Below are 19,255 nucleotides of genomic sequence, written 5' to 3'. Positions count from 1 at the left end.
CCGCCCGCGAGTGCCACGAGAGCCGTGGGCGGAGGGGCCTCCTCCGGCCCTGCCGGAGGACACCCCTCCCCAGTCACGTCGAAGGGACGACGGACGATGATGTTCCATCCCAGACGCACCATCAGAGCCCTGCTGCTGCCGCTGCTGGCCGGGCTCGCCCTCACCGCCCTTCCCGCGCAGGCCGCCCAGGCCGCGAGCACCCTCGCCAACGGCGGCTTCGAGTCGGACGGTGCGGGCGTGGCCACGCCCACCGGCTGGTCGGAGTACGGCGCCACGGGCGCCTCCTACACCGAGTCCGGTGGCCACAGCGGCAGTTACCGCCTGAGCCACTACTCGGCCGCCGCCTACAAGGTGGAGACCTACCAGTACCTCTCCGGCCTCACCAACGGCACCTACACCCTCACCGCCTGGGTCCGCTCCAGCGGCGGGCAGAACTCCGCCTACATATCCCTGAAGAACTGCGGCAGTTCGGAGCAGCGGACCGACCTGCCGGTCTCCACCAGCAGCTGGGTCCGTATCGTCACCTCGATCGCGGTCACCGGCAACCAGTGCACGATCAGCATCAACTCCGACGCCAACGCGGGCAACTGGATCAACGTCGACGACCTGACCTTCGCCTCCGGCTCGACGGGCCTGGCCATCAAGGGCTCCGACATCTCGTCACTCGCCAAGAGCGAGGCCAAGGGCGGCGTCTACAAGACCAGCTCCGGCACCACCGGGGACGCGGTCACCATCCTCAAGAGCGCCGGCATGAACTACGCGCGCCTGAAGGTCTGGGTCAACCCCGCCGACGGCTACAACGACAAGGCGCACGTCCTGGCCATGGCCAAGCGCGTCAAGGCGGCCGGCATGAAGCTGCTGGTCGACTTCCACTACTCGGACAGCTGGGCCGACCCGGGCAAGCAGACCAAGCCCGCCGCCTGGTCCGGCCACTCCTACAGCCAGCTCAAGACCGACGTCTACAACCACACGTACGACGTCCTCAACGCGCTGAAGGCGCAGGGCACCACCGCCGACATGGTCCAGGTCGGCAACGAGATCAACGGCGGCATGCTCTGGTCCGAGGGCTCCACCGACAACTGGTCCCAGCTCGCCGGCCTGATCAACTCCGGCTACAGCGCGGCCAAGGCGGTCTCCTCCGGCACGCTGGTCGCCCTGCACCTGGCCAACGCGGGCGACGACGCCACGGTCCGCTGGTGGTTCGACAACGCCAAGACCTACGGCATCAACTACGACGTGATCGGGCTGTCGTACTACGGCTACTGGCACGGCTCGCTGGCCGCCGCCCAGACCACCCTCGACGACGTGGCCTCCCGCTATGCCAAGCCGGTCTACATCGCCGAGACCGCCTACCCGTTCACCCTCGCCCAGGACGACTCGCTGGAGAACCAGATCGACACCAGCGGCGAACTGGTCACCGGCTACCCGGCCACCGCGGCCGGCCAGCTGGCCTGGATGAACGCCGTCGCGAACATCGTCGAGGCCGTCCCGAACGGCCGTGGCCTCGGCGTCTTCTACTGGGAGGCGACCTGGACCGCCGTCACCGGCAACGGCTGGGACCCGACCGACGCCACCTCCGGCAACGGCTGGGAGAACCAGGCCCTGTTCGGCTACGACGACAAGGCGCTCTCCTCCATGGCGTGGTTCAGCCACCGCTGAACCACCACTGACGAGGGGCCCGGCCGTTAGGGGACGGCCGGGCCCCTCCGCCCTGTCCGGGGCAGATCGCGAGGGCAAGGCCCCCATCGGCCGATTTCGTACGGCCGTTCGGTCTCGGACAACGCTCATCGAGTCCCTGACGTGGGGGCTTCGGCTGCGGAACAGTGGGAAAACGAACTACGAGGAGGCAGGGGACGGACGGAGGCCGGTCGGATGCTGAGGAACTCCAAGAGCGTGAGCCGCCTGGACATTCTGGACTGGCTCAAGGATCCGGCGGCCCACTTCCCACCCCAGCCTCACGTGGACCTCACCGAGAACGGCGTCACCGTCCGGGCCGTCGCGGTCAAACTCGGCGTCTCCCGCAAGGTCGCCGGCACCCACCTGGGCGTGCTGACCCGGCTCGGGCTGCTGCGCACCCGGCGCATCCGGCACCGCACCTACTACCGGCGTGACGAGATCCGGATCGCCGAAGTGGCCCGGATGTTCGAGAAGGGCTGGTGAGACCCGTTCCGCCTGTCACCATGGGACTCATGGACCGCACCGCCCGACCCGACCGAACCGCCCGACCCGCGCGCCTCGTCCCCCTCCACTACGTCGCCATCGGCGGCCGCGGCCCGGAGGACGTGGTGACGGATCCGGACGGCGGGGTCCTGACCGGCGTCGAGGACGGCCGCATCCTGCGCCTGGACGGGCTCGGCGACCCGGACACCGCCCGGGTCCGCGAGCTGGCCCGCACCGGCGGCCGCCCCCTGGGCCTCGAACTGCTCCCGGACGGCGACCTGCTGGTCTGCGACGCGGAGCGCGGCCTGCTGCGCGTCGGCCTCGCGGACGGCGCCGTCCGCGTCCTCGCGGACTCGGTCGAGGGCGAGCCGCTGCGGTTCGCCAGCAATGTGGTCGCCCTGCCCGACGGCACCGTGTACTTCACCGCCTCCAGCCGCCGCTTCCCGCTGGACCGGTGGATCGGCGACATCGTCGAGCACAGCGGCACCGGCCGCCTGCTGCGCCTCGCGCCCGGCGCCCGCAGCCCCGAAGTGGCCTGCGACGGCCTCCAGTTCGCCAACGGGCTGGCCGTGAGCGGCGACGGCACCTTCCTGATCGTCGCCGAGACCGGCGCGTACCGGCTCACCCGCTACTGGCTCACCGGCCCGCGGGCCGGCCGCGCCGAGTTCTTCGCCGAGCTCCCCGGTATGCCCGACAACATGTGGCGCGACGGCGAGCTGATCTGGGTCGCCCTGGCCGGCCCGCGCAACCCGCCGCTCGACCTCTTCCACCGCACCCCGCCCGCCGTCCGCCGGGCCGCCGCGCGAGCCGCCGTACACGCCCCCTACCGCCCGGCCGGCACCATCGCCGTGACGGCCCTCGACGACCACGGCCGGGTCGTTCACCACCTCGCCCGCCACCATTCCGGCTTCCGCATGGCCACCAGCGTCTGCATGACCGGCCGCCACCTGGTCCTGGGCAGCGTCTGGGAGCCCGGCGTCGCGGTCTGCGCGGCCCCCACCGCGAAGTGACCGGCGGGTAGCCCCGGCGGTACCCTGGTGCACCCGTCGGGGCGGTGCCGAACAGGAGACCTACGACCCATGACAGCCCCGGAAGCCGAGAGCCTCCGTGTCCAGCCGAGCCCCGGGCGGCGGCCGGAATGGCGTGCTCAGGCACCGGTCGTCGCGGTGGTGGCCGCCGGCGGCGCGATCGGAGCGGTGGCCCGCTACACACTCGCCCTGGCGCTGCCCACGGCAGCGGGCGGATTCCCCTGGGCGACCTTCTGGACGAACGTCATCGGCTGCGCGGTGATCGGCGCGTTCCTGGTCCTGATCACCGAAGGGCTGCCCGCGCACCGCCTCGTCCGCCCCTTCTTCGGCACCGGTGTCCTCGGCGGCTTCACCACGTTCTCCACCTATGCCGTCGACATCCAGAAACTGGTGGACCACGGCCGGCCCGCCACGGGCCTGGCCTACCTCGCCGCGACCCTGTGCGCCGCCCTCGCCGCGGTGTGGTGCGCGGCCACCGCGACCCGCCGTGTCCTCACCCGGAGGCAGCGATGACGAGACTGACCGGCCGAGCCCTGCGCCTGACGGTCTACGTCGGCGAGGACGACACCTGGCACCACAAGCCCCTCTACACGGAGATCGTGCACCGCGCCCACGCGGCCGGTCTCGCGGGCGCCGGCGTCTTCCGGGGTATCGAGGGCTTCGGCGCCTCCTCCCGCATCCACACCGCCCGGCTGCTGTCCCTGAGCGAGGACCTGCCGGTGGCGGTCGTCGTCGTGGACACGGAGGAACGGATCCGGGCGTTCCTGCCCCAGCTCGACGAACTGGTGACCGAGGGCCTCGTCACTCTGGACGACTGCGAGGTCATCCGGTGTGTCGGCCGGGACGCCGAATCCAACAGAGCGGAAACCAACAAAACGGACGCGAAGGGTAAGAAGTCGTTGTGAACTGGCTGCTGGTCGTCGCCGGTGCCGTCGTCGGTGCTCCGCTGCGCTACCTCACCGACCGCGCCGTGCAGGCCAGGCACGACTCCGTCTTTCCCTGGGGTACGTTCGTGGTGAACGTCGTCGGCTGCCTGATCCTCGGCCTGCTGACCGGCGCGGCCTCGGCGGGCGCGGCGAGCCCCCACCTCCAACTGCTGGTGGGTACCGGGCTGTGCGGGGCGCTGACGACCTACTCGACCTTCTCCTACGAGACCCTGCGGCTGACCGAGACCGGTGCCGGGCTCTACGCTGCGGCCAACGTCGTCGCGAGCGTGGCGGCGGGGCTCGGGGCGGCCTTCGCCGGAGTGGCGATCGCCCAGGCGGTGTGGGCCTAGGACTTGCCTCACACCCGCGCCTTGTAAGACTGTCTACAGCACTGTCGACCAAACTCTGCAGAACTGGATCCCATGAGCGCCATCTCCGTCGGTCAGGCCGCCATCCTCGGGGTAGTCGAGGGGGTGACCGAGTTCCTCCCGGTGTCCTCGACCGGTCACCTCAAGATCACCGAGGGGCTCATGAACATCCCCGTCGACGACCAGTCCGTCGTCGGGTTCTCGGCCGTCATCCAGGTCGGTGCCATCGCCGCTGTGCTGGTGTACTTCTTCAAGGACATCCGGCGGATCGTCTCCGCCTGGGGCCGGGGGCTGGTCAACAAGGAGGAGCGCTACCACCACGACTACAAGTTCGCCTGGTGGGTCATCGCCGCGACCATCCCGATCGTCCTGGTGGGTCTCGCCGCCAAGCCGCTGATCGACGGCCCGCTCGCCTCGCTCTGGGTGGTGGCCGGCTCGCTGATCCTCGGCTCCGGTGTGATGTGGGCGGCCGACCAGATGGGCCGCCACAAGCGCGGCGAGGACGACACCTCCTTCGCGGACGCGATGTGGGTCGGCTCCTCCCAGATCCTCGCCCTGCTCTTCCCCGGCTTCTCCCGCTCCGGCGCCACCATGTCGACGGCCCTCATCCGGGACCTGGACCGGGTCGCCGCGACCCGTCTGTCCTTCTTCCTCGGCATCCCGGCCCTGACCGGCGCAGGTCTCTACGAGCTCAAGGACGCCCTGGGCGCGGGCGTCGGCGCCGCTCCGCTGGTCGTCGGCACGGTCGTCTCCTTCGTGGTCGCCTACGCCTCCATCGCCTGGCTGCTGAAGTTCGTCGCCAAGCACTCCTTCAACGCGTTCGTGATCTACCGGATCGTCATCGGCCTGACCCTCTTCGGGCTGCTCGCCACCAACACGCTCAGCGCCTGACCTCGTCGTCGCTCCGCCACGGGGTGTGGCGCCTGTCCATGCAGGTGTCGCACCCCGTGAATGTTTCCTTTCCGGAAACCTTGACAGTCTCGTGCCGCAACCCGGAACATCTCACCCGTGAACCTGTCAGACAGCCGGACAGCCGGACAGCCTCCGCGGCGTGTGAGTGCCATGGAGGCGGTACTGGCGCATCTGCGCGGCGCCATCGAGCGCGGCGAGTACGCCGTGGGCGACAAGCTCCCCTCCGAGGCGGAGCTGTGCCGCACCCTGGAGGTCAGCAGGCCCGTCCTGCGCGAGGCCCTGCGGGCCCTGCAGACGATGGGCCTGACCGTCTCCAAGACCGGCAAGGGCACCTTCGTCGTCGCCAGCGCCGTCGAGGACCCCACCTTCGGCGACTACGCGGCCAGCGACCTGCTCGAAGTGCGCCGGCACATCGAGATCCCGGTCGCCGGGTACGCGGCGCTGCGCCGCACCCCGGAGAACCTGGACCACCTGGCCCATCTGCTCGACCGCATGGAGCGGGAGACGGACACCACCGCGTGGGTCGCGATGGACACCCTCTTCCACCTCGCCGTGGCCGAGGCCGCCCAGAACCCGGTCTTCCGCCGGGTCATCGAGGAGATCCGGGACGCACTGGCGCGTCAGTCGGCCTTCCTCAACGAACTGGGCGGCCGCCGCGAGCAGTCCAACCGGGAGCACCGGGCCATCGTCGAGGCACTGATCGACGGTTCCGAACCCGACGCCGTGGACGCCATGAGCCACCACCTGGACCGCGTCGAGACGACCCTCACCCACATCGTGCGCCCCGCGCGCACGGACGAGCACACGGAAGGCGGAACCGAGGCGTGAGCGAACAGCACCTCAAAGACGAGACGCGCCCCTCGTCCCGTCACGTCGACGCCGGCGACCACGGCTACAGCAAGTCGCTGAAGCACCGGCACGTCAACATGATCGCCATCGGCGGCGCCATAGGCACCGGCCTCTTCCTCGGCGCCGGCGGCCGCCTCGCCGACGCCGGCCCCTCCCTCTTCGTCGCGTACGCGGTCTGCGGGGTCTTCGCCTTCCTGGTCGTACGCGCCCTCGGCGAACTCGTCCTGTACCGCCCGTCCTCCGGTGCCTTCGTCTCGTACGCCCGTGAGTTCCTCGGCGAGAAGGGCGCGTACACCGCGGGCTGGATGTACTTCCTGAACTGGGCGACCACCGGCATCGCCGACATCACCGCGGTGGCCACCTACACGCACTACTGGGGGATGTTCTCCGACATCCCGCAATGGTTGATCGCATTGATCGCCCTCGCCGTCGTGTTGACCGTCAATCTGATCTCGGTCAAGATCTTCGGCGAACTGGAGTTCTGGTTCGCGATCGTCAAGGTCAGCGCGCTGGTGATTTTCATGTGCATCGGCATCTTCCTGCTGGTCACCCAGCACCCGGTGGACGGCACCACCCCCGGCCCGTCCCTGATCACCGACAACGGCGGCATCTTCCCCAACGGCCTGCTGCCCATGCTGCTGATCATCCAGGGTGTGGTCTTCGCCTACGCGTCGGTCGAGCTGGTCGGCGTCGCGGCCGGCGAGACCGAGAACCCCGAGAAGATCATGCCCAAGGCGATCAACTCGATCATGTGGCGGGTCGGCCTGTTCTACGTCGGCTCGGTCGTCCTCCTGTCGATGCTGCTGCCCTGGAACAAGTACACGGCGGGCCAGAGCCCCTTCGTGACCGTCCTCTCCCACGTCGGCATCCCGGCGGCCGGCGGCGTGATGAACCTCGTCGTCCTCACCGCGGCCATGTCCTCCCTCAACTCCGGCCTCTACTCGACGGGACGCATCCTGCGCTCCATGGCCGTCAACGGCTCCGCCCCCAAGTTCACCGCGAAGATGAGCCGCAGCCAGGTGCCGTACGGCGGAATCCTGCTGACCAGCGGTATCTGTGTGCTCGGCGTGGGCCTCAACTTCGTCGTCCCCGCCGAGGCGTTCGAGATCGTCCTCAACTTCGCGGCGATCGGCATCCTCGCCACCTGGGGCATGATCATGCTCTGTCACCTGCTCTTCTGGCGGAAGACCCAGAAGGGCGAACTCACCCGCCCCGGCTACCGACTGCCGGGCTCCCCCTGGACCGAGATCGTGACGCTGGCGTTCCTCGCCTCCGTCCTGGTCCTCATGTACGCCGACGGCGGCGCCGGACGCACCACCGTGCTGTGCCTGCCGCTGATCGTCGCCGCGCTGGTCGCCGGCTGGTACGCCATCCGCCGCCGACTCGCGCGCCCGTCCGCCGGAACCGACGCGTGAACCGCGTACCGGTCCGTCCCACCTCACCCGAGACCAGGCAGTGATGTACAGCAGTTCCCCCGCGGCCGCACCCATCGTCCGTGAGCCCCTCCACGCCCCCGTCGCCCACCTCATACGCGGCGGGGTCGTCGAGGGCATCCACTACGGCTCCGTCGTCGTCCTCGGCGCCGACGGAGAGGTCCAGTTCCAGCTCGGCGACATCGAGGCCGCGTTCTACCCGCGCTCGGCCGTCAAGCCCGTCCAGGCCGTGGCCATGCTGCGGGCCGGGCTGCCGCTCGACGGCGAGCTGCTCTCGCTGGCCGCCGCCAGCCACTCCGGCGAGGAGCGGCACCTCGCCGGCACCCGGCGCATCCTCGACCTCGCCGGCCTCACCGAGGACGACCTGCGCAACGTCCCCGACCTGCCGTACGACCCCGCGGTCCGGGACACCTGGATCCGCGAGGGCCGGCAGCCGTCCCGGCTCGCCCAGAACTGCTCCGGCAAGCACGCGGCGATGCTGTGGACCGCGCAGCTGAACGACTGGTCGCTCGACGACTATCTGGCGCCGGAGCACCCGCTCCAGCAGGCGATCGCCGAGATCGTCGAGGACCTGTCCGGGCAGCGCATCGCGCGGACCACCGTGGACGGCTGCGGCGCGCCGCTGTTCTCCATCTCCCTGCACGGGCTGGCCCGGGCGGTGTCGCGGATCGTGACCGCCGCGCCGGGGACGCCGGAGGCGCGGGTCGCCGACGCGATGCGGGACCACGCGGAGATGGCGTCCGGGGCGGGGCGCGACGTGGCCGCGCTGATGGCTGCCGTGCCGGGGCTGCTGGCCAAGGACGGCTTCGAGGGCGTCGAGGTCGCGGCGCTGCCGGACGGGCGGGCCGTGGCCGTGAAGATCGCCGACGGGGCGAACCGGGCTCGGGTGCCGGTGGCGGCGGCCGCGTTGGCGCGGGCCGGGGTTGATCCGGGGCTGCTGACCGGGTTCGCCGGGGAGGCGCTGCTCGGCGGCGGGCGGGAGGTCGGGCGTGTGCGGCCCGTTCGGTCGCTGGAGCCGGTTGAGGCGGCTGTGTGCGCCTAGTGGGGCGGGCCGACTTGTCGGTCGGCGGCTGCGGGTCCGTTGTGGCTGGTCGCGCAGTTCCCCGCGCCCCTATCGGGCGCCTCAGTCACGGTCCTGAAAAATCACTCCTTCCGAAAGAGGAACTCCTACCCTCATGACCACCACCGGCGTCACCCGTAGCGAACACGATCTGCTCGGTGACCGTGATGTTCCCGTCGACGCCTACTGGGGTGTGCACACCCTGCGTGCCACCGAGAACTTCCCCATCACCGGGACGCCGATCTCCGCCTACCCGCATCTGATCGACGCCCTGGCCGCCGTCAAGGAGGCCGCCGCTCTCGCCAATGAGGAGCTGGGGCTGCTGGCGCCCGCGAAGGCCGCCGCCATCGTCGCCGCCTGCCGGGAGGTCCGGGACGGCAAGCTGCACGACCAGTTCGTGGTGGATGTCATCCAGGGCGGTGCCGGGACCTCGACGAACATGAACGCCAACGAGGTGCTCGCCAATCGGGCGCTGGAGTTGCTGGGGCACCGGAAGGGGCAGTACCAGTACCTGCACCCCAATGAGGACGTCAACCTCGGTCAGTCCACCAATGACGTCTACCCGACCGCCGTCAAGATAGCGACGGTCTTCGCGGTGCGTGGACTGCTCAAGGCGATGGCTGTACTCCAGGACGCCTTCGGCCGTAAGGCCGTCGAGTTCCGTGATGTTCTCAAGATGGGCCGTACACAGTTGCAGGATGCGGTTCCCATGACGCTCGGTCAGGAGTTCTCCACCTTTGCCGTCATGATTGACGAGGACCGCTCCCGTCTTGACGAGGCCGTCGAGTTGATCCATGAGATCAACCTGGGGGCCACCGCCATCGGCACCGGCCTCAACGCACCCGCCGGATACGCCGAGTCGGCCCGCCGGCACCTCGCCGAGATCACCGGGCTGCCCCTGGTCACCGCCGCCAACCTGGTGGAGGCGACCCAGGACTGCGGTGCGTTCGTGCAGATGTCCGGCGTGCTGAAGCGGATCGCGGTCAAGCTCAGCAAGAGCTGCAACGACCTGCGGCTGCTGTCCTCCGGGCCGCGCGCGGGGCTCGGCGAGATCAACCTGCCGCCCGTGCAGGCCGGCTCGTCGATCATGCCCGGCAAGGTCAACCCGGTCATCCCCGAGGTCGTCAACCAGGTCGCCTTCGAGGTCATCGGCAACGACGTCGCCATCACCATGGCCGCCGAGGCCGGGCAGCTCCAGCTCAACGCGTTCGAGCCGATCATCCTGCACTCCCTGTCGGAGAGCATCACGCACCTGCGGAACGCCTGCCTGACGCTGGCCGAGCGGTGCGTCGACGGCATCACCGCCAACACCGACGTGCTGCGGGCGACGGTCGAGAACTCCATCGGCCTGGTCACCGCCCTCAACCCGTACATCGGGTACACGGCGGCCACCGACATCGCCAAGGAGGCCCTCGTCAGCGGCCGGGGTGTGGCGGAACTCGTCCTGGAGAAGGGACTGTTGCCGGCCGGGCGGCTCGCCGACCTGCTGCGTCCCGAGGTCGTCGCCGGCAGCGGCTCGCCCCTCGGCTGACCTGCGAGTACGCACCAGGACCGGCGCGGAGGCACAATAGTGATCATGACAATGACGTCGTCACCGGCCTTTCTGCCGGTCCTGGAGCGGATCGCCGAGGAGATAGGCCGTACGCCGGGGCGCGGGCGGCCCGCCGACTACATCCCGGCGCTCGCCGCCTGCGACCCCCGCAGCTTCGGCATGGCCGTCGCCGAGCTCGACGGCACGGTCTACGGTGTCGGCGACTGGCGGCAGCCGTTCTCCACGCAGTCCATCACCAAGGTCTTCACCCTCGCCCTCGACCTGGGCCGCGAGGGCGACGAACTCTGGGAGCACGTCGGCCGCGAACCCTCCGGCAACCCCTTCAACTCCCTGGTCCAGCTGGAGTACGAGAACGGCATCCCGCGCAACCCCTTCATCAACGCGGGCGCCCTCGTCGTCACCGACCGCCTCCAGACCCGTACCGGAGACGCGGCCGGCGAACTCCTCGCCTTTCTGCGCGCCGAGAGCGGCAACGCCGCCCTGGACTTCGACATGGGGGTGGCCGCCTCCGAGTCCCAGCACGGCGACCGCAACGCGGCCCTGGCCCACTTCATGGCCTCCTACGGCAACATCGACAACGAGGTCCCGGTCCTCCTCGACCAGTACTTCCGCCAGTGCTCCGTCGCCGCGTCCTGCGCCGACCTCGCCCTGGCGACCACGTTCCTGGCCCGCCACGGCATCCGGGCCGACGGCAGCCGCCTGCTCACCCGCAGCCAGGCGAAGCAGGTCAACGCGGTGATGCTGACCTGCGGCACGTACGACGCGGCGGGCGACTTCGCGTATCGGGTGGGGCTGCCGGGGAAGAGCGGGGTGGGCGGCGGCATCATCGCCGTGGTGCCGGGCCGTTGTGCGCTCTGCGTGTGGAGCCCGGGCCTGGACGAGCGGGGCAACTCGGTGGCGGGAGTGGCGGCCCTGGACCGCTTCACGACACTGACGGGCCTGTCGGTTTTCTAGACGCGTGACTGTGGCGCCCGACGACGAATCACTGGCCAGTCACAGCCAGGTCTCTCCCAGGAAAACGCCCCGTCGCTTTCTGGCCACCCGCAATTGACACGCTGAGCCAGTGTTGGCCATGGCTTTTCCCGTCGATCTTCGCCGCTGCCAGGTCCTAGGCCTGGCCGGTACCGCGTTTCTCGCTCTGGGAGGTGAGACCGCAGGCGCCCTCCCCGTGGAGGACCTGCTCGCGCCCAGCTCGGTGCAGGCGGCGTTCGGCCTGGTCGGGGTCTACTTCGGCGTTGTGCTGCTCATCGCGGCGTGGCTGCTGCTGGGCCGCCTCGTCCGCAGTGGCGAACCGCCCGCCCCACGCCAGCTGTTGCTGGTCCTCGCCGTATGGGCGGCCCCGCTGCTGCTCGCGCCCCCGCTGTTCAGCAGGGACGTATACAGCTACCTCGCGCAGGGCGCCATGGTCGACGCGCACATGGACGTCTACACGGCGGGACCCGCGCAGCTCGGCGGTCCGCTGGCCGACGAGGTCGCCCCGGTCTGGCAGAACACCGCCGCACCGTACGGCCCCGCGTTCATGGGCGTGGCCTCGCTGCTGTCCGGCCTGACCCGGGGCGAACTCCCCGCCGGGCTCTTCGGGATGCGCCTGGTCGCCCTGCTCGGCGTCGGCCTGATGGCGGCCGCGCTGCCCCGGCTCGCCCGGCACAGCGGCGCCGACCCGTCGGCCGCGCTCTGGCTCGGCGCCCTCAACCCCCTGGTGCTGCTGCACCTGGTCGCCGGCGCCCACAACGACGCGATCATGCTCGGTCTGCTGGGTCTCGGCCTGGTCGCGGCGCTCGGCCGCTGGCCGCTCCTCGGAGCCGTGCTCGTCACGCTCGCGGCACTGGTCAAGGCACCGGCCGCACTGGGGCTGCTCGCGATCATCGTCGTACAGGCGCGCAAGGGCCGCAGTCCGGTGGGCGCCACCCTGCTGACGGCGGCCGCGTCCGGCGCCACGACGGTGGTCGCGACCGCGGTCGCCGGGACCGGGTACGGGTGGATCAGGGCGCTGGACACGCCTGTCTCCGCGCACAACTGGGCGCTCAGCAGCCTGCTCGGCCGGGCCACCGGCGCGCTCCTGGAACACCTCGGCAGCGATCTGGCGCCGCTGGCCGTGCCGGCCTGGCATCTGCTCGGGCTCGCGCTCACCGCGGTGACCGTGCTGCTGATATGGGTCCGGCTGCGGCCCCGCCCGGTCTACGCCCTCGGCCTGAGCCTGGCCGCGGTCGCCGCCTTCGGACCGGCGATCCGGCCCTGGTACGCGATCTGGGGCCTGTTCCTGATAGCGGCAGCGGCGCCCAGCACCTCGGTACGGCACCGGGTGGCCGCCGTCACCGGAGTGCTCGCGCTCGCCGTGCTGCCCAGCGGCGGCCCCGCCGACATCGGCCAGCTGGTCCTCGCCGTCTCCGGCGGGGTGCTGGGCGTGGTCGTGCTGTGGCAGGCCCACCAGGCCGCGCAGGCCCCGGCCGTGGGACGTACGGCATGAGAGGACCGCGTACCGACCGGGGGAGACTGCTGCTCGTCCTGTTCCTCGTCGCCGCCGTGACCGTGTTCACGGCCACCGTGCCGCTCCTGCGCGACTGGTTCGACCTGCGCGTCTACTACGGCACCGTGCACACCTGGGTGCACCACGGCGGGCGGATCTACGACTACCGGGTGCCCGGGACGACGTACGGCTTCACCTATCCGCCGTTCGCCGCCGTCGGCATGCTGCCCATGGCGCTGGTGGGGCTGCACCTGGCCATCGCGGTTTCGCTGCTGGTCAACCTGGCCGCGCTGGCCTTCGTGCTGCGCATCCTGGCCGGTCCTGGCTGGCGGCGCTGGGGCTGGTACCGCTGGGCGCTGGCCCTGTGCGCGCTGGCGCTGTTCGAGCCGCTGCGGGACACCTTCAGCTTCGGCCAGGTGAACCTGATCCTGCTCGCCCTGGTGCTTGCGGACTGCTGTCTGCTGCGCAGTGGGCGGGGCCGCTGGGCCGGGGTCGGCATCGGGCTCGCCGCCGCGATCAAGCTCACCCCCGCGCTGTTCATCGGCATGCTGCTGATCGGCCGCAGGTGGCGTGCGGCCGGTGTCGCCACAGCCGTGGCGCTCGCCGCCACCGGGCTCGCCGCCTGGGCCGACCCGAAGGCGTCCCGTTTCTACTGGACGCAGGCGCTCTGGGACACCAACCGGGTCGGCCGGCTCGACTACGTGTCGAACCAGTCGCTGCAGGGCGTACTGGCTCGGCTCGGCCATCCGGACAAGCCGCTGTGGGCGACGGTCGTGCTGCTCACACTGGCCGTGTGGGCGTGGCGGACCCGCAAGGCGGTGGCGGCCGGGGACTGGACGGCCGCCTTCGCGCTCACCGGGCTCGCCGCCTGCCTGGTCAGCCCGATCACCTGGGTGCACCACCTGGTGTGGGCGCTGCCCTCGTTCGCCCTGCTGGCCCGCGCGGGCTACCCGCGGATCGCGGGCGCCCTCTACGCGGTGATGTGCACCAGCGTGGTGTGGCTGTGGTTCGACGACGCGTCGGGCATCGACGGGTTCCTCGGCAGCAACATCTACACCTGGATCACCCTGGGGCTGCTGCTGGGCCTGCCGACTGGTCAGCCCCGCGCGGAGCGGTCGCCCCTGAGCCGCATCGCGAGGGTCACGGCGCCCACGCCGAGTACCGCGAAGCCCGCGGCCATGGCGGTGTCGGACCAGTCGGAGTCGTCCTCCGGCGCGGTGGCCGCCGCCATCGGCACGGTGCTCGGCCCCGGCTGGGGGCGCGGCCTGGCCCGCAGGGCGTCCAGCGAGCCCACCGGGTCGACCCGTCCGGCCGCCTCGAAACCCCAGTCGAGCAGCTGACGGGCCTCGTCGTACACGCCGCCGTCCTGGGGGTTCATCACCGTCACGATGAGGGTGCGCCCGCCCCGCCGGGCGGCGGCGACCAGGGTGTTGCCGGCGTTGGTGGTGTAGCCGTTCTTGATCCCGATCAGGCCGGGATAGCGCGGCACACCGTCCAGGCCGGTGAGCAGCCGGTTGGTGTTCTCGATGCCGAACGTCCAGCCGTCGCCGGCCGGGAAGCGGGCCGCGGCGGTGGAGCAGTAGCGGGCGAACTCGCGGTTGCGCAGCCCGGCCCGGCCGAACACCGCCAGGTCGAACGCCGAGGAGAACTGCCCCGGTGCGTCGTAGCCGTCGGGGGACTCGACATGCGTGTCGAGGGCGCCCAGGGCCCGCGCCTTGGCCTGCATCCGAGTGACGGTGCGGTCCCAGCCCCCGGCGAGTGCGGCCAGGACGTGCACGGCGTCGTTTCCCGAGCTGAGGAAGACCCCGCGCCACAGGTCGGCCACCCGGTAGGTGTGGCCCTGCTCGACGCCGACCAGGCTGCTGCCCTCCTCGACGTCCGCCAGCTCCTGGGGCGTCACCCGGTGCTCCAGACCGGCCGGTAGGACCGGCAGCACGGTCAGCGCGAACAGGGTCTTCAGCGTGCTGGCCGGCGGCAGCTCGCGATGCGCCTCGTCGGCCGCCAGCACCTGGCCGCTGCCCGCGTCGGCGACCAGCCAGGAGAGCGCGGAGACGTCCGGGACCTCGGGCACCCCGGAGTGCGGCCGTACCTGGGTGCCGGAGTGGTAGAGCAGGGACGGGCCGGGCACCACCGCCCTCGGGGGCGGGGCCGGGTCCCGTGCCCCGGTGCCGGCGGCGGCCGTACCGGACGTCAGCGCCAGCAGGCCCGCCACACAGAGGGCGCAGGTCGACGCCGCCGCCCGGCGAGGGAATCGGTCAGAGAATCCGATCGTCATACGATCAACGTAGGAAGGGAGTCGGCGTCCGGCGCGCAGCCTGGGCCGGATGGACGCCCTGAGCAACCCGGATGCCGCACCGGCGGCGGCGGGTCGCACGCCCGGCTTCGGTGTCAGCCCGCCGGCAGGGTCGGCTGGACACGGCGCAGGAAGGTGGCGTTGTCCGGCGTCTCACGCATCCGCTCAAGGAGTGTCTCCAGGCCGGAGGGGGTCCCCTCGCGGCTCTGCAGGGCCCGGCGCAGTCCGCGTACGGCGGTCAACTCGGCCGGGGTGAGCAGGAGTTCCTCGCGGCGGGTGCCGGAAGGGGCGATGTCCACGGCGGGGAAGACCCGCCGGGAGGCCAGCTCGCGGTCCAGCCGCAGTTCCATGTTGCCGGTGCTCTTCAGCTCCTCGAAGTAGTAGCCGTCGGCACGTGAGCCGGTGTCCACCAGGACGGTGGCGAGGATGGTGAGCGAGCCGCCCTCCTCGGCCTTGCGGGCGGCGCCGAAGAACCGCTTGGGGCCGAGCAGCGCGGCGGCGTCGACGCCGCCGCTGAGGGTACGGCCGTTGGAGGCGGCCGCGTTGTTGTGGGCCCGGCACAGCCGGGTCAGGGAGTCCAGCAGGATGACGACGTCCCGGCCGTCCTCGACGAGCCGCTTGGCCCGCTCGACGACGAGTTCGGCGAGGGCGATGTGCTCCTTGGCGGGCCGGTCGAAGGTGGAGGCGTACACCTCGCCGTGGACCGAGCGCCGCATGTCGGTGACTTCCTCGGGGCGCTCGTCGAGCAGCAGCACCATGAGGTGGCACTCCGGGTGGTTGCCGGCGACGGCGGCCGCGTACTGCTGGAGCAGCACGGTCTTGCCGGTCTTCGGCGGGGCCACGATCAGCCCGCGCTGCCCCTTGCCGACGGGGGCGAGCAGGTCGGTTACCCGGCCGGCGAGCCCCGAGGCGGGGTGTTCGAGGCGGATCCGCTGGCGCGGGTGGAGCGGGGTCAGATCGCGGAAGTGACGGCGGCCGCGCAGTTCTTCGGGCGTACGGCCGTTGACGCGCGTGACCTCGGTCAGGGTGCGCTGGTTGCCCCGGACGCCCTCGACGAGGTCGCCCTTGCGCAGGCCGTGACGGCGGATCAGCGCGGCGGAGACCTGGGGGTCGGCCGGGGAGGACAGGCAGCTCGGGGACCGCAGCTGCCCCTTCCCGCCCGCGTCGATGTCGAGGACACCGGTGACGGGCCGGACGGCGTTCCGGTCCTGCTGCTGTACGGGAGGCTCGAGTGTGGTGGTCATGAGAGGTGGTCCTTTCGAGGACGGAAGACAGAAGATCAGGGGGGAGTGGGCCGCGAGCGGGAGGCGTGCACACAGGCCTCCGGGCGGCGGGAACGACACCTCGGGAAGGCACGGAAAGCCCTGGTCACGAGATGGTGCGAAGAAGCCGACGGGCCGGTCGAAAGCGACGGCCGAAGTGGCTGGAGGAGAGAGAACCCGGCACCGGCGCCCGAATGGGGGGCGACGACAGGTGCTGTTCGCACTATACCCGGTGCTCTGCGACCGTCAACATGGCACCGGCCGCCGATATTCCCGGACGCTCCCCGGACCCGAGTGGCCAAGAACCCCGCATCCCGGCGGCCCGGGTGCGCCTACGATCGGCCGTGCCCGCGTGCCGCGCCTGTCAGGAGCCCCGGTGGAGACCTCGCCCGTGCCGCACCGCCTGAACCCCGCCGGCGGCTGTCCGCACGCCGACAACGCCCGGCTGCTGGCGCGCGGCTCCGTGGTGCCGGTCGTCCTTCCCGGCGGTGTCGAGGGCATGGCGGTACTCGGGCACGAGACGCTCAAGGAGTTCCTCCAGCACCCCGAAGTAGCCAAGAACGCAACGCACTTCACCGAGCTGCGGGAGGGTCGGATCCCCGCCGGCTGGCCGCTGCTGACCTTCGCGACCGTACGGGGCATGACCACCGCCGACGGGGACGACCACCGTAGGCTGCGCGGACTGGTCAGCCGGGCCTTCACGCCCCGTCGGGTCGAGGAACTGCGGCCCCGGATCGAGGCGTTGACCGCATCGCTGCTCGACGGTCTGGGGCGGGCCGCGGTGGCCGGGGTCGCGGATCTGCGCCGGCACTTCGCTCTGCCACTGCCGATGAGTGTGATCGGTGAACTCCTGGGCGTGGACGCCGAGTTCCGCGACCGGCTGCACCACCTGTCCAGCCAGGTCGTGGCCACCGGCATCGGACCGGAGGAGGCCGTCGCCGCCAACCGGGAACTGGTCGCCGTCCTCGCCGCCGTGGCCACGGCCCGGACCGAGCGGCCGGGCGACGACCTCACCAGCGCCCTGATCGCCGCCCGCGACGAGGACGGCGACCGCCTCGGACAGGAGGAGCTGATCGGCACCCTGGTGCTGATGATCATCGCCGGGCACGAGACCACCCTCAACCTGATCACCAACGCCGTGCGCGCCCTGTGCGGCCACCGCGACCAGCTCGACCTGGTGCGCGAGGGCGCGGCGAGCTGGGCGGACGTGGTGGAGGAGACGCTGCGCTGGGACGCGCCGGTCAGCTTCTTCCCGTTCCGCTACCCCGTACGGGACCTGACCTTCGGCGGCACGGTGATCCCCGCCGGCACCCCGGTCCTGGCCGGCTACTCCGCCGCCGGCCGAGACCCGGCCGCGCACGGCCCGGACGCCGACCGGTTCGACGTCACCCGGCCCGCCCGCCCCGACGCCGTCCGCGGCCTCTCCCTCGGCCACGGCGCCCACTACTGCCTGGGCGCCCCGCTGGCCCGGCTGGAGGCCACGGTGGCCCTGGAGCGGCTCTTCGACCGCTTCCCCGCCCTGGACCTCGCCGTGCCCGAGGACGGCCTCGCCCGGGAAGCAAGCTTCGTCGGCAACAGCGTTCGCGCCCTCCCGGTCCGCCTGGGCGCCTGAGCCGCATACCAGCCATACGAACCCCCGATGGCCCTTCCCCGACGCATTTCTTGTTCTGGCCATAAGCCCTACCTACGCTGCCACCACCGCACTTCGGCGGCATGGGACAAGGGACTTGGCAATCATGGGTCGACTGGCCGGGAAAATCGCTTTCATCAGTGGAACGGGAGCTGGAATCGGCCGGGCCGCGGCACAGGTATTCGCGGCGGAGGGAGCCACCGTATTCGGCTGTGACATCGACGAGAAGAGCGCCGCCGAAACCGTGGAACTCGTCGAGAAGTCCGGCGGCATGATGCGTTCACTGGCACCGGTCGACCTTTCCACCGAGACCGGGGCGGGGGAGTGGATCGAGGCCGGGATCGCGGAGTTCGGCGGGATCGACATCCTCTACAACAACGCCTCCGCATTGCGGAACGGCCCCTTCGAGACGATGCCGGCCGAGGACTGGTACTTCACCATCAGGAACGAGCTGGACATCCCCTACTTCTGCACCCGGGCCGCCTGGCCGCACCTGGTCGCGCGCGGCGGCGGGGCCGTCCTGAACGTCGCCTCGGTGGCCGCCGTGCGCGGCGCGCCCTTCATGCCGATGGTGCCGCACGGCGCCGCCAAGGGCGGGGTGCTGGCCATGAGCAGGCACCTGTGCGCGGCCGGCGCCCCGCACCACATCCGCGTCAACACCATCGCCCCCGGCATGACCCGCACCTCGGCCACCGCCCCCTTCCTCGACGACCCGGACGGCCCGAAGGCCCAGCTGGAGGCGCGGATCCCGGTCGGCCGGATCGGTCAGCCCGAGGACATCGCCCGTGCCGCGGCCTTCCTCTGCTCGGACGAGGCGGCCTTCGTCAACGGCGCCAACCTCATGGTCGACGGCGGCGACAGCGCGATGGCGGGCTGAGCGCCGATGCACGCACGGCTGGACCACGTGGGCGTCAACGTACGCGACCTGCCCGCCCAACTCTCCTGGTACCGGACGGCCTTCGGCCTGAAGACCGTCTTCGAGTTCCGTCTCGACGGACCCGGCCTGACCGGTGTCGTCCTGGAACACCCGCACGGCTGGCGGATCGAACTCCTCGCCAGGCCCGGGTCCGCGCCCGGCCTCAGGGCACCGGACCCGATGACCGCCGCCCTCACCGAGGGGTACGGGCACTTCGCGGTCACCACCCCCGAACTCGACCCCGTGTACACCGCCCTGGTGGCCCACGGGGCGGGCGAGGTGCTGAAACCCGGCCCGTCCCCTGAACCGGAGGTGCGGATGGCCTGGGTCAAGGACCCCGAGGGAAATCTCATCGAACTCATAGAGCGCGGCACCACCGATAACCCGTGAGATGGAGTA

Annotated in this window: 18 protein-coding genes and 1 pseudogene; 17 read left to right on the top strand and 2 right to left on the bottom strand. The window is 71.2% G+C overall.

Going from position 1 to position 19,255, the window contains the following annotated elements; translation table 11 throughout:
• The first annotated feature begins 99 nt into the window (after positions 1–99).
• From ACGFZQ_RS49500 to ACGFZQ_RS49435, 14 genes are all read left to right on the top strand, one after another.
• Positions 100–1,659, top strand: a complete 1,560-nt coding sequence (locus ACGFZQ_RS49500; protein WP_393846078.1) for a glycosyl hydrolase 53 family protein — start codon at positions 100–102, stop codon at positions 1,657–1,659.
• A gap of 213 nt (positions 1,660–1,872) precedes the next feature.
• Positions 1,873–2,160, top strand: coding sequence for an ArsR/SmtB family transcription factor (locus ACGFZQ_RS49495; RefSeq protein ID WP_393846077.1), 288 nt, complete (start codon positions 1,873–1,875; stop codon positions 2,158–2,160).
• Positions 2,161–2,189: 29 nt separating this feature from the next.
• The gene (locus ACGFZQ_RS49490; RefSeq protein ID WP_393846076.1) at positions 2,190–3,170 is read left to right on the top strand and encodes an SMP-30/gluconolactonase/LRE family protein; all 981 of its coding nucleotides are present in this window, start codon (positions 2,190–2,192) and stop codon (positions 3,168–3,170) included.
• A 69-nt stretch (positions 3,171–3,239) separates the two neighbouring features.
• Positions 3,240–3,701, top strand: a complete 462-nt coding sequence (gene crcB / locus ACGFZQ_RS49485; RefSeq protein ID WP_393846075.1) for a fluoride efflux transporter CrcB — start codon at positions 3,240–3,242, stop codon at positions 3,699–3,701.
• Entirely contained in the window at positions 3,698–4,093 is a 396-nt protein-coding gene (locus tag ACGFZQ_RS49480) for a DUF190 domain-containing protein (protein WP_393846074.1), read from the top strand. The genes crcB (ACGFZQ_RS49485) and ACGFZQ_RS49480 overlap by 4 nt, the downstream gene beginning before the upstream one ends.
• Entirely contained in the window at positions 4,090–4,464 is a 375-nt protein-coding gene (gene crcB, locus ACGFZQ_RS49475) for a fluoride efflux transporter CrcB (RefSeq protein WP_351736311.1), read from the top strand. The genes ACGFZQ_RS49480 and crcB (ACGFZQ_RS49475) overlap by 4 nt, the downstream gene beginning before the upstream one ends.
• Before the next feature lie 72 nt (positions 4,465–4,536).
• Positions 4,537–5,373, top strand: a complete 837-nt coding sequence (locus tag ACGFZQ_RS49470) for an undecaprenyl-diphosphate phosphatase (protein ID WP_351736309.1) — start codon at positions 4,537–4,539, stop codon at positions 5,371–5,373.
• A gap of 171 nt (positions 5,374–5,544) precedes the next feature.
• The gene (locus ACGFZQ_RS49465; RefSeq protein ID WP_351736505.1) at positions 5,545–6,222 is read left to right on the top strand and encodes a FadR/GntR family transcriptional regulator; all 678 of its coding nucleotides are present in this window, start codon (positions 5,545–5,547) and stop codon (positions 6,220–6,222) included.
• The gene (locus tag ACGFZQ_RS49460) at positions 6,219–7,658 is read left to right on the top strand and encodes an amino acid permease (RefSeq protein ID WP_393846073.1); all 1,440 of its coding nucleotides are present in this window, start codon (positions 6,219–6,221) and stop codon (positions 7,656–7,658) included. The genes ACGFZQ_RS49465 and ACGFZQ_RS49460 overlap by 4 nt, the downstream gene beginning before the upstream one ends.
• 43 nt (positions 7,659–7,701) lie before the next feature.
• Complete coding sequence (locus tag ACGFZQ_RS49455; RefSeq protein WP_393846072.1) at positions 7,702–8,718, top strand: asparaginase; 1,017 nt, start codon at positions 7,702–7,704, stop codon at positions 8,716–8,718.
• Between the two features lie 133 nt (positions 8,719–8,851).
• Positions 8,852–10,267 (top strand): aspartate ammonia-lyase, encoded by a 1,416-nt coding sequence (gene aspA / locus ACGFZQ_RS49450; protein ID WP_393846071.1) that lies wholly within the window; start codon positions 8,852–8,854, stop codon positions 10,265–10,267.
• Positions 10,268–10,312: 45 nt separating this feature from the next.
• The gene (locus ACGFZQ_RS49445) at positions 10,313–11,242 is read left to right on the top strand and encodes a glutaminase (RefSeq protein WP_393846070.1); all 930 of its coding nucleotides are present in this window, start codon (positions 10,313–10,315) and stop codon (positions 11,240–11,242) included.
• A 118-nt stretch (positions 11,243–11,360) separates the two neighbouring features.
• A complete protein-coding gene (gene mptB / locus ACGFZQ_RS49440) occupies positions 11,361–12,755 on the top strand; it encodes a polyprenol phosphomannose-dependent alpha 1,6 mannosyltransferase MptB (RefSeq protein ID WP_393846069.1) in 1,395 nt (464 codons plus the stop codon).
• Positions 12,752–14,095, top strand: a complete 1,344-nt coding sequence (locus ACGFZQ_RS49435; RefSeq protein ID WP_393846068.1) for a glycosyltransferase family 87 protein — start codon at positions 12,752–12,754, stop codon at positions 14,093–14,095. Before mptB ends, ACGFZQ_RS49435 begins: the two co-directional genes overlap by 4 nt.
• An 89-nt stretch (positions 14,096–14,184) precedes the next feature.
• On the opposite strand, the pseudogene ACGFZQ_RS49430 reads toward ACGFZQ_RS49435, so the two are convergent.
• Both ACGFZQ_RS49430 and rho read right to left on the bottom strand, forming a co-directional pair.
• Positions 14,185–15,030, bottom strand: a pseudogene (locus ACGFZQ_RS49430) (D-alanyl-D-alanine carboxypeptidase family protein); the annotation flags it as partial.
• Positions 15,031–15,143: 113 nt separating this feature from the next.
• A complete protein-coding gene (gene rho, locus ACGFZQ_RS49425) occupies positions 15,144–16,292 on the bottom strand; it encodes a transcription termination factor Rho (RefSeq protein ID WP_393846067.1) in 1,149 nt (382 codons plus the stop codon).
• A gap of 394 nt (positions 16,293–16,686) precedes the next feature.
• On the opposite strand from rho, the gene ACGFZQ_RS49420 reads away from it, so the two are divergent.
• The 3 genes from ACGFZQ_RS49420 to ACGFZQ_RS49410 all read left to right on the top strand — a co-directional run bounded on the left by ACGFZQ_RS49420 (position 16,687) and on the right by ACGFZQ_RS49410 (position 19,246).
• Positions 16,687–17,922, top strand: a complete 1,236-nt coding sequence (locus ACGFZQ_RS49420) for a cytochrome P450 (protein WP_393846066.1) — start codon at positions 16,687–16,689, stop codon at positions 17,920–17,922.
• A 124-nt stretch (positions 17,923–18,046) separates the two neighbouring features.
• A complete protein-coding gene (locus ACGFZQ_RS49415; RefSeq protein ID WP_393846065.1) occupies positions 18,047–18,817 on the top strand; it encodes an SDR family NAD(P)-dependent oxidoreductase in 771 nt (256 codons plus the stop codon).
• Positions 18,818–18,823: 6 nt separating this feature from the next.
• Positions 18,824–19,246, top strand: coding sequence for a VOC family protein (locus tag ACGFZQ_RS49410; protein ID WP_351736289.1), 423 nt, complete (start codon positions 18,824–18,826; stop codon positions 19,244–19,246).
• Positions 19,247–19,255 lie beyond the last annotated feature (9 nt).

Source organism: Streptomyces sp. NPDC048254, from assembly GCF_043201895.1.
In the GTDB taxonomy this organism is placed as follows: Bacteria; Actinomycetota; Actinomycetes; order Streptomycetales; family Streptomycetaceae; genus Streptomyces.
Note: the sequence above shows the minus strand (reverse complement) of the source record. Positions and strands in the feature narration are given on the sequence as shown.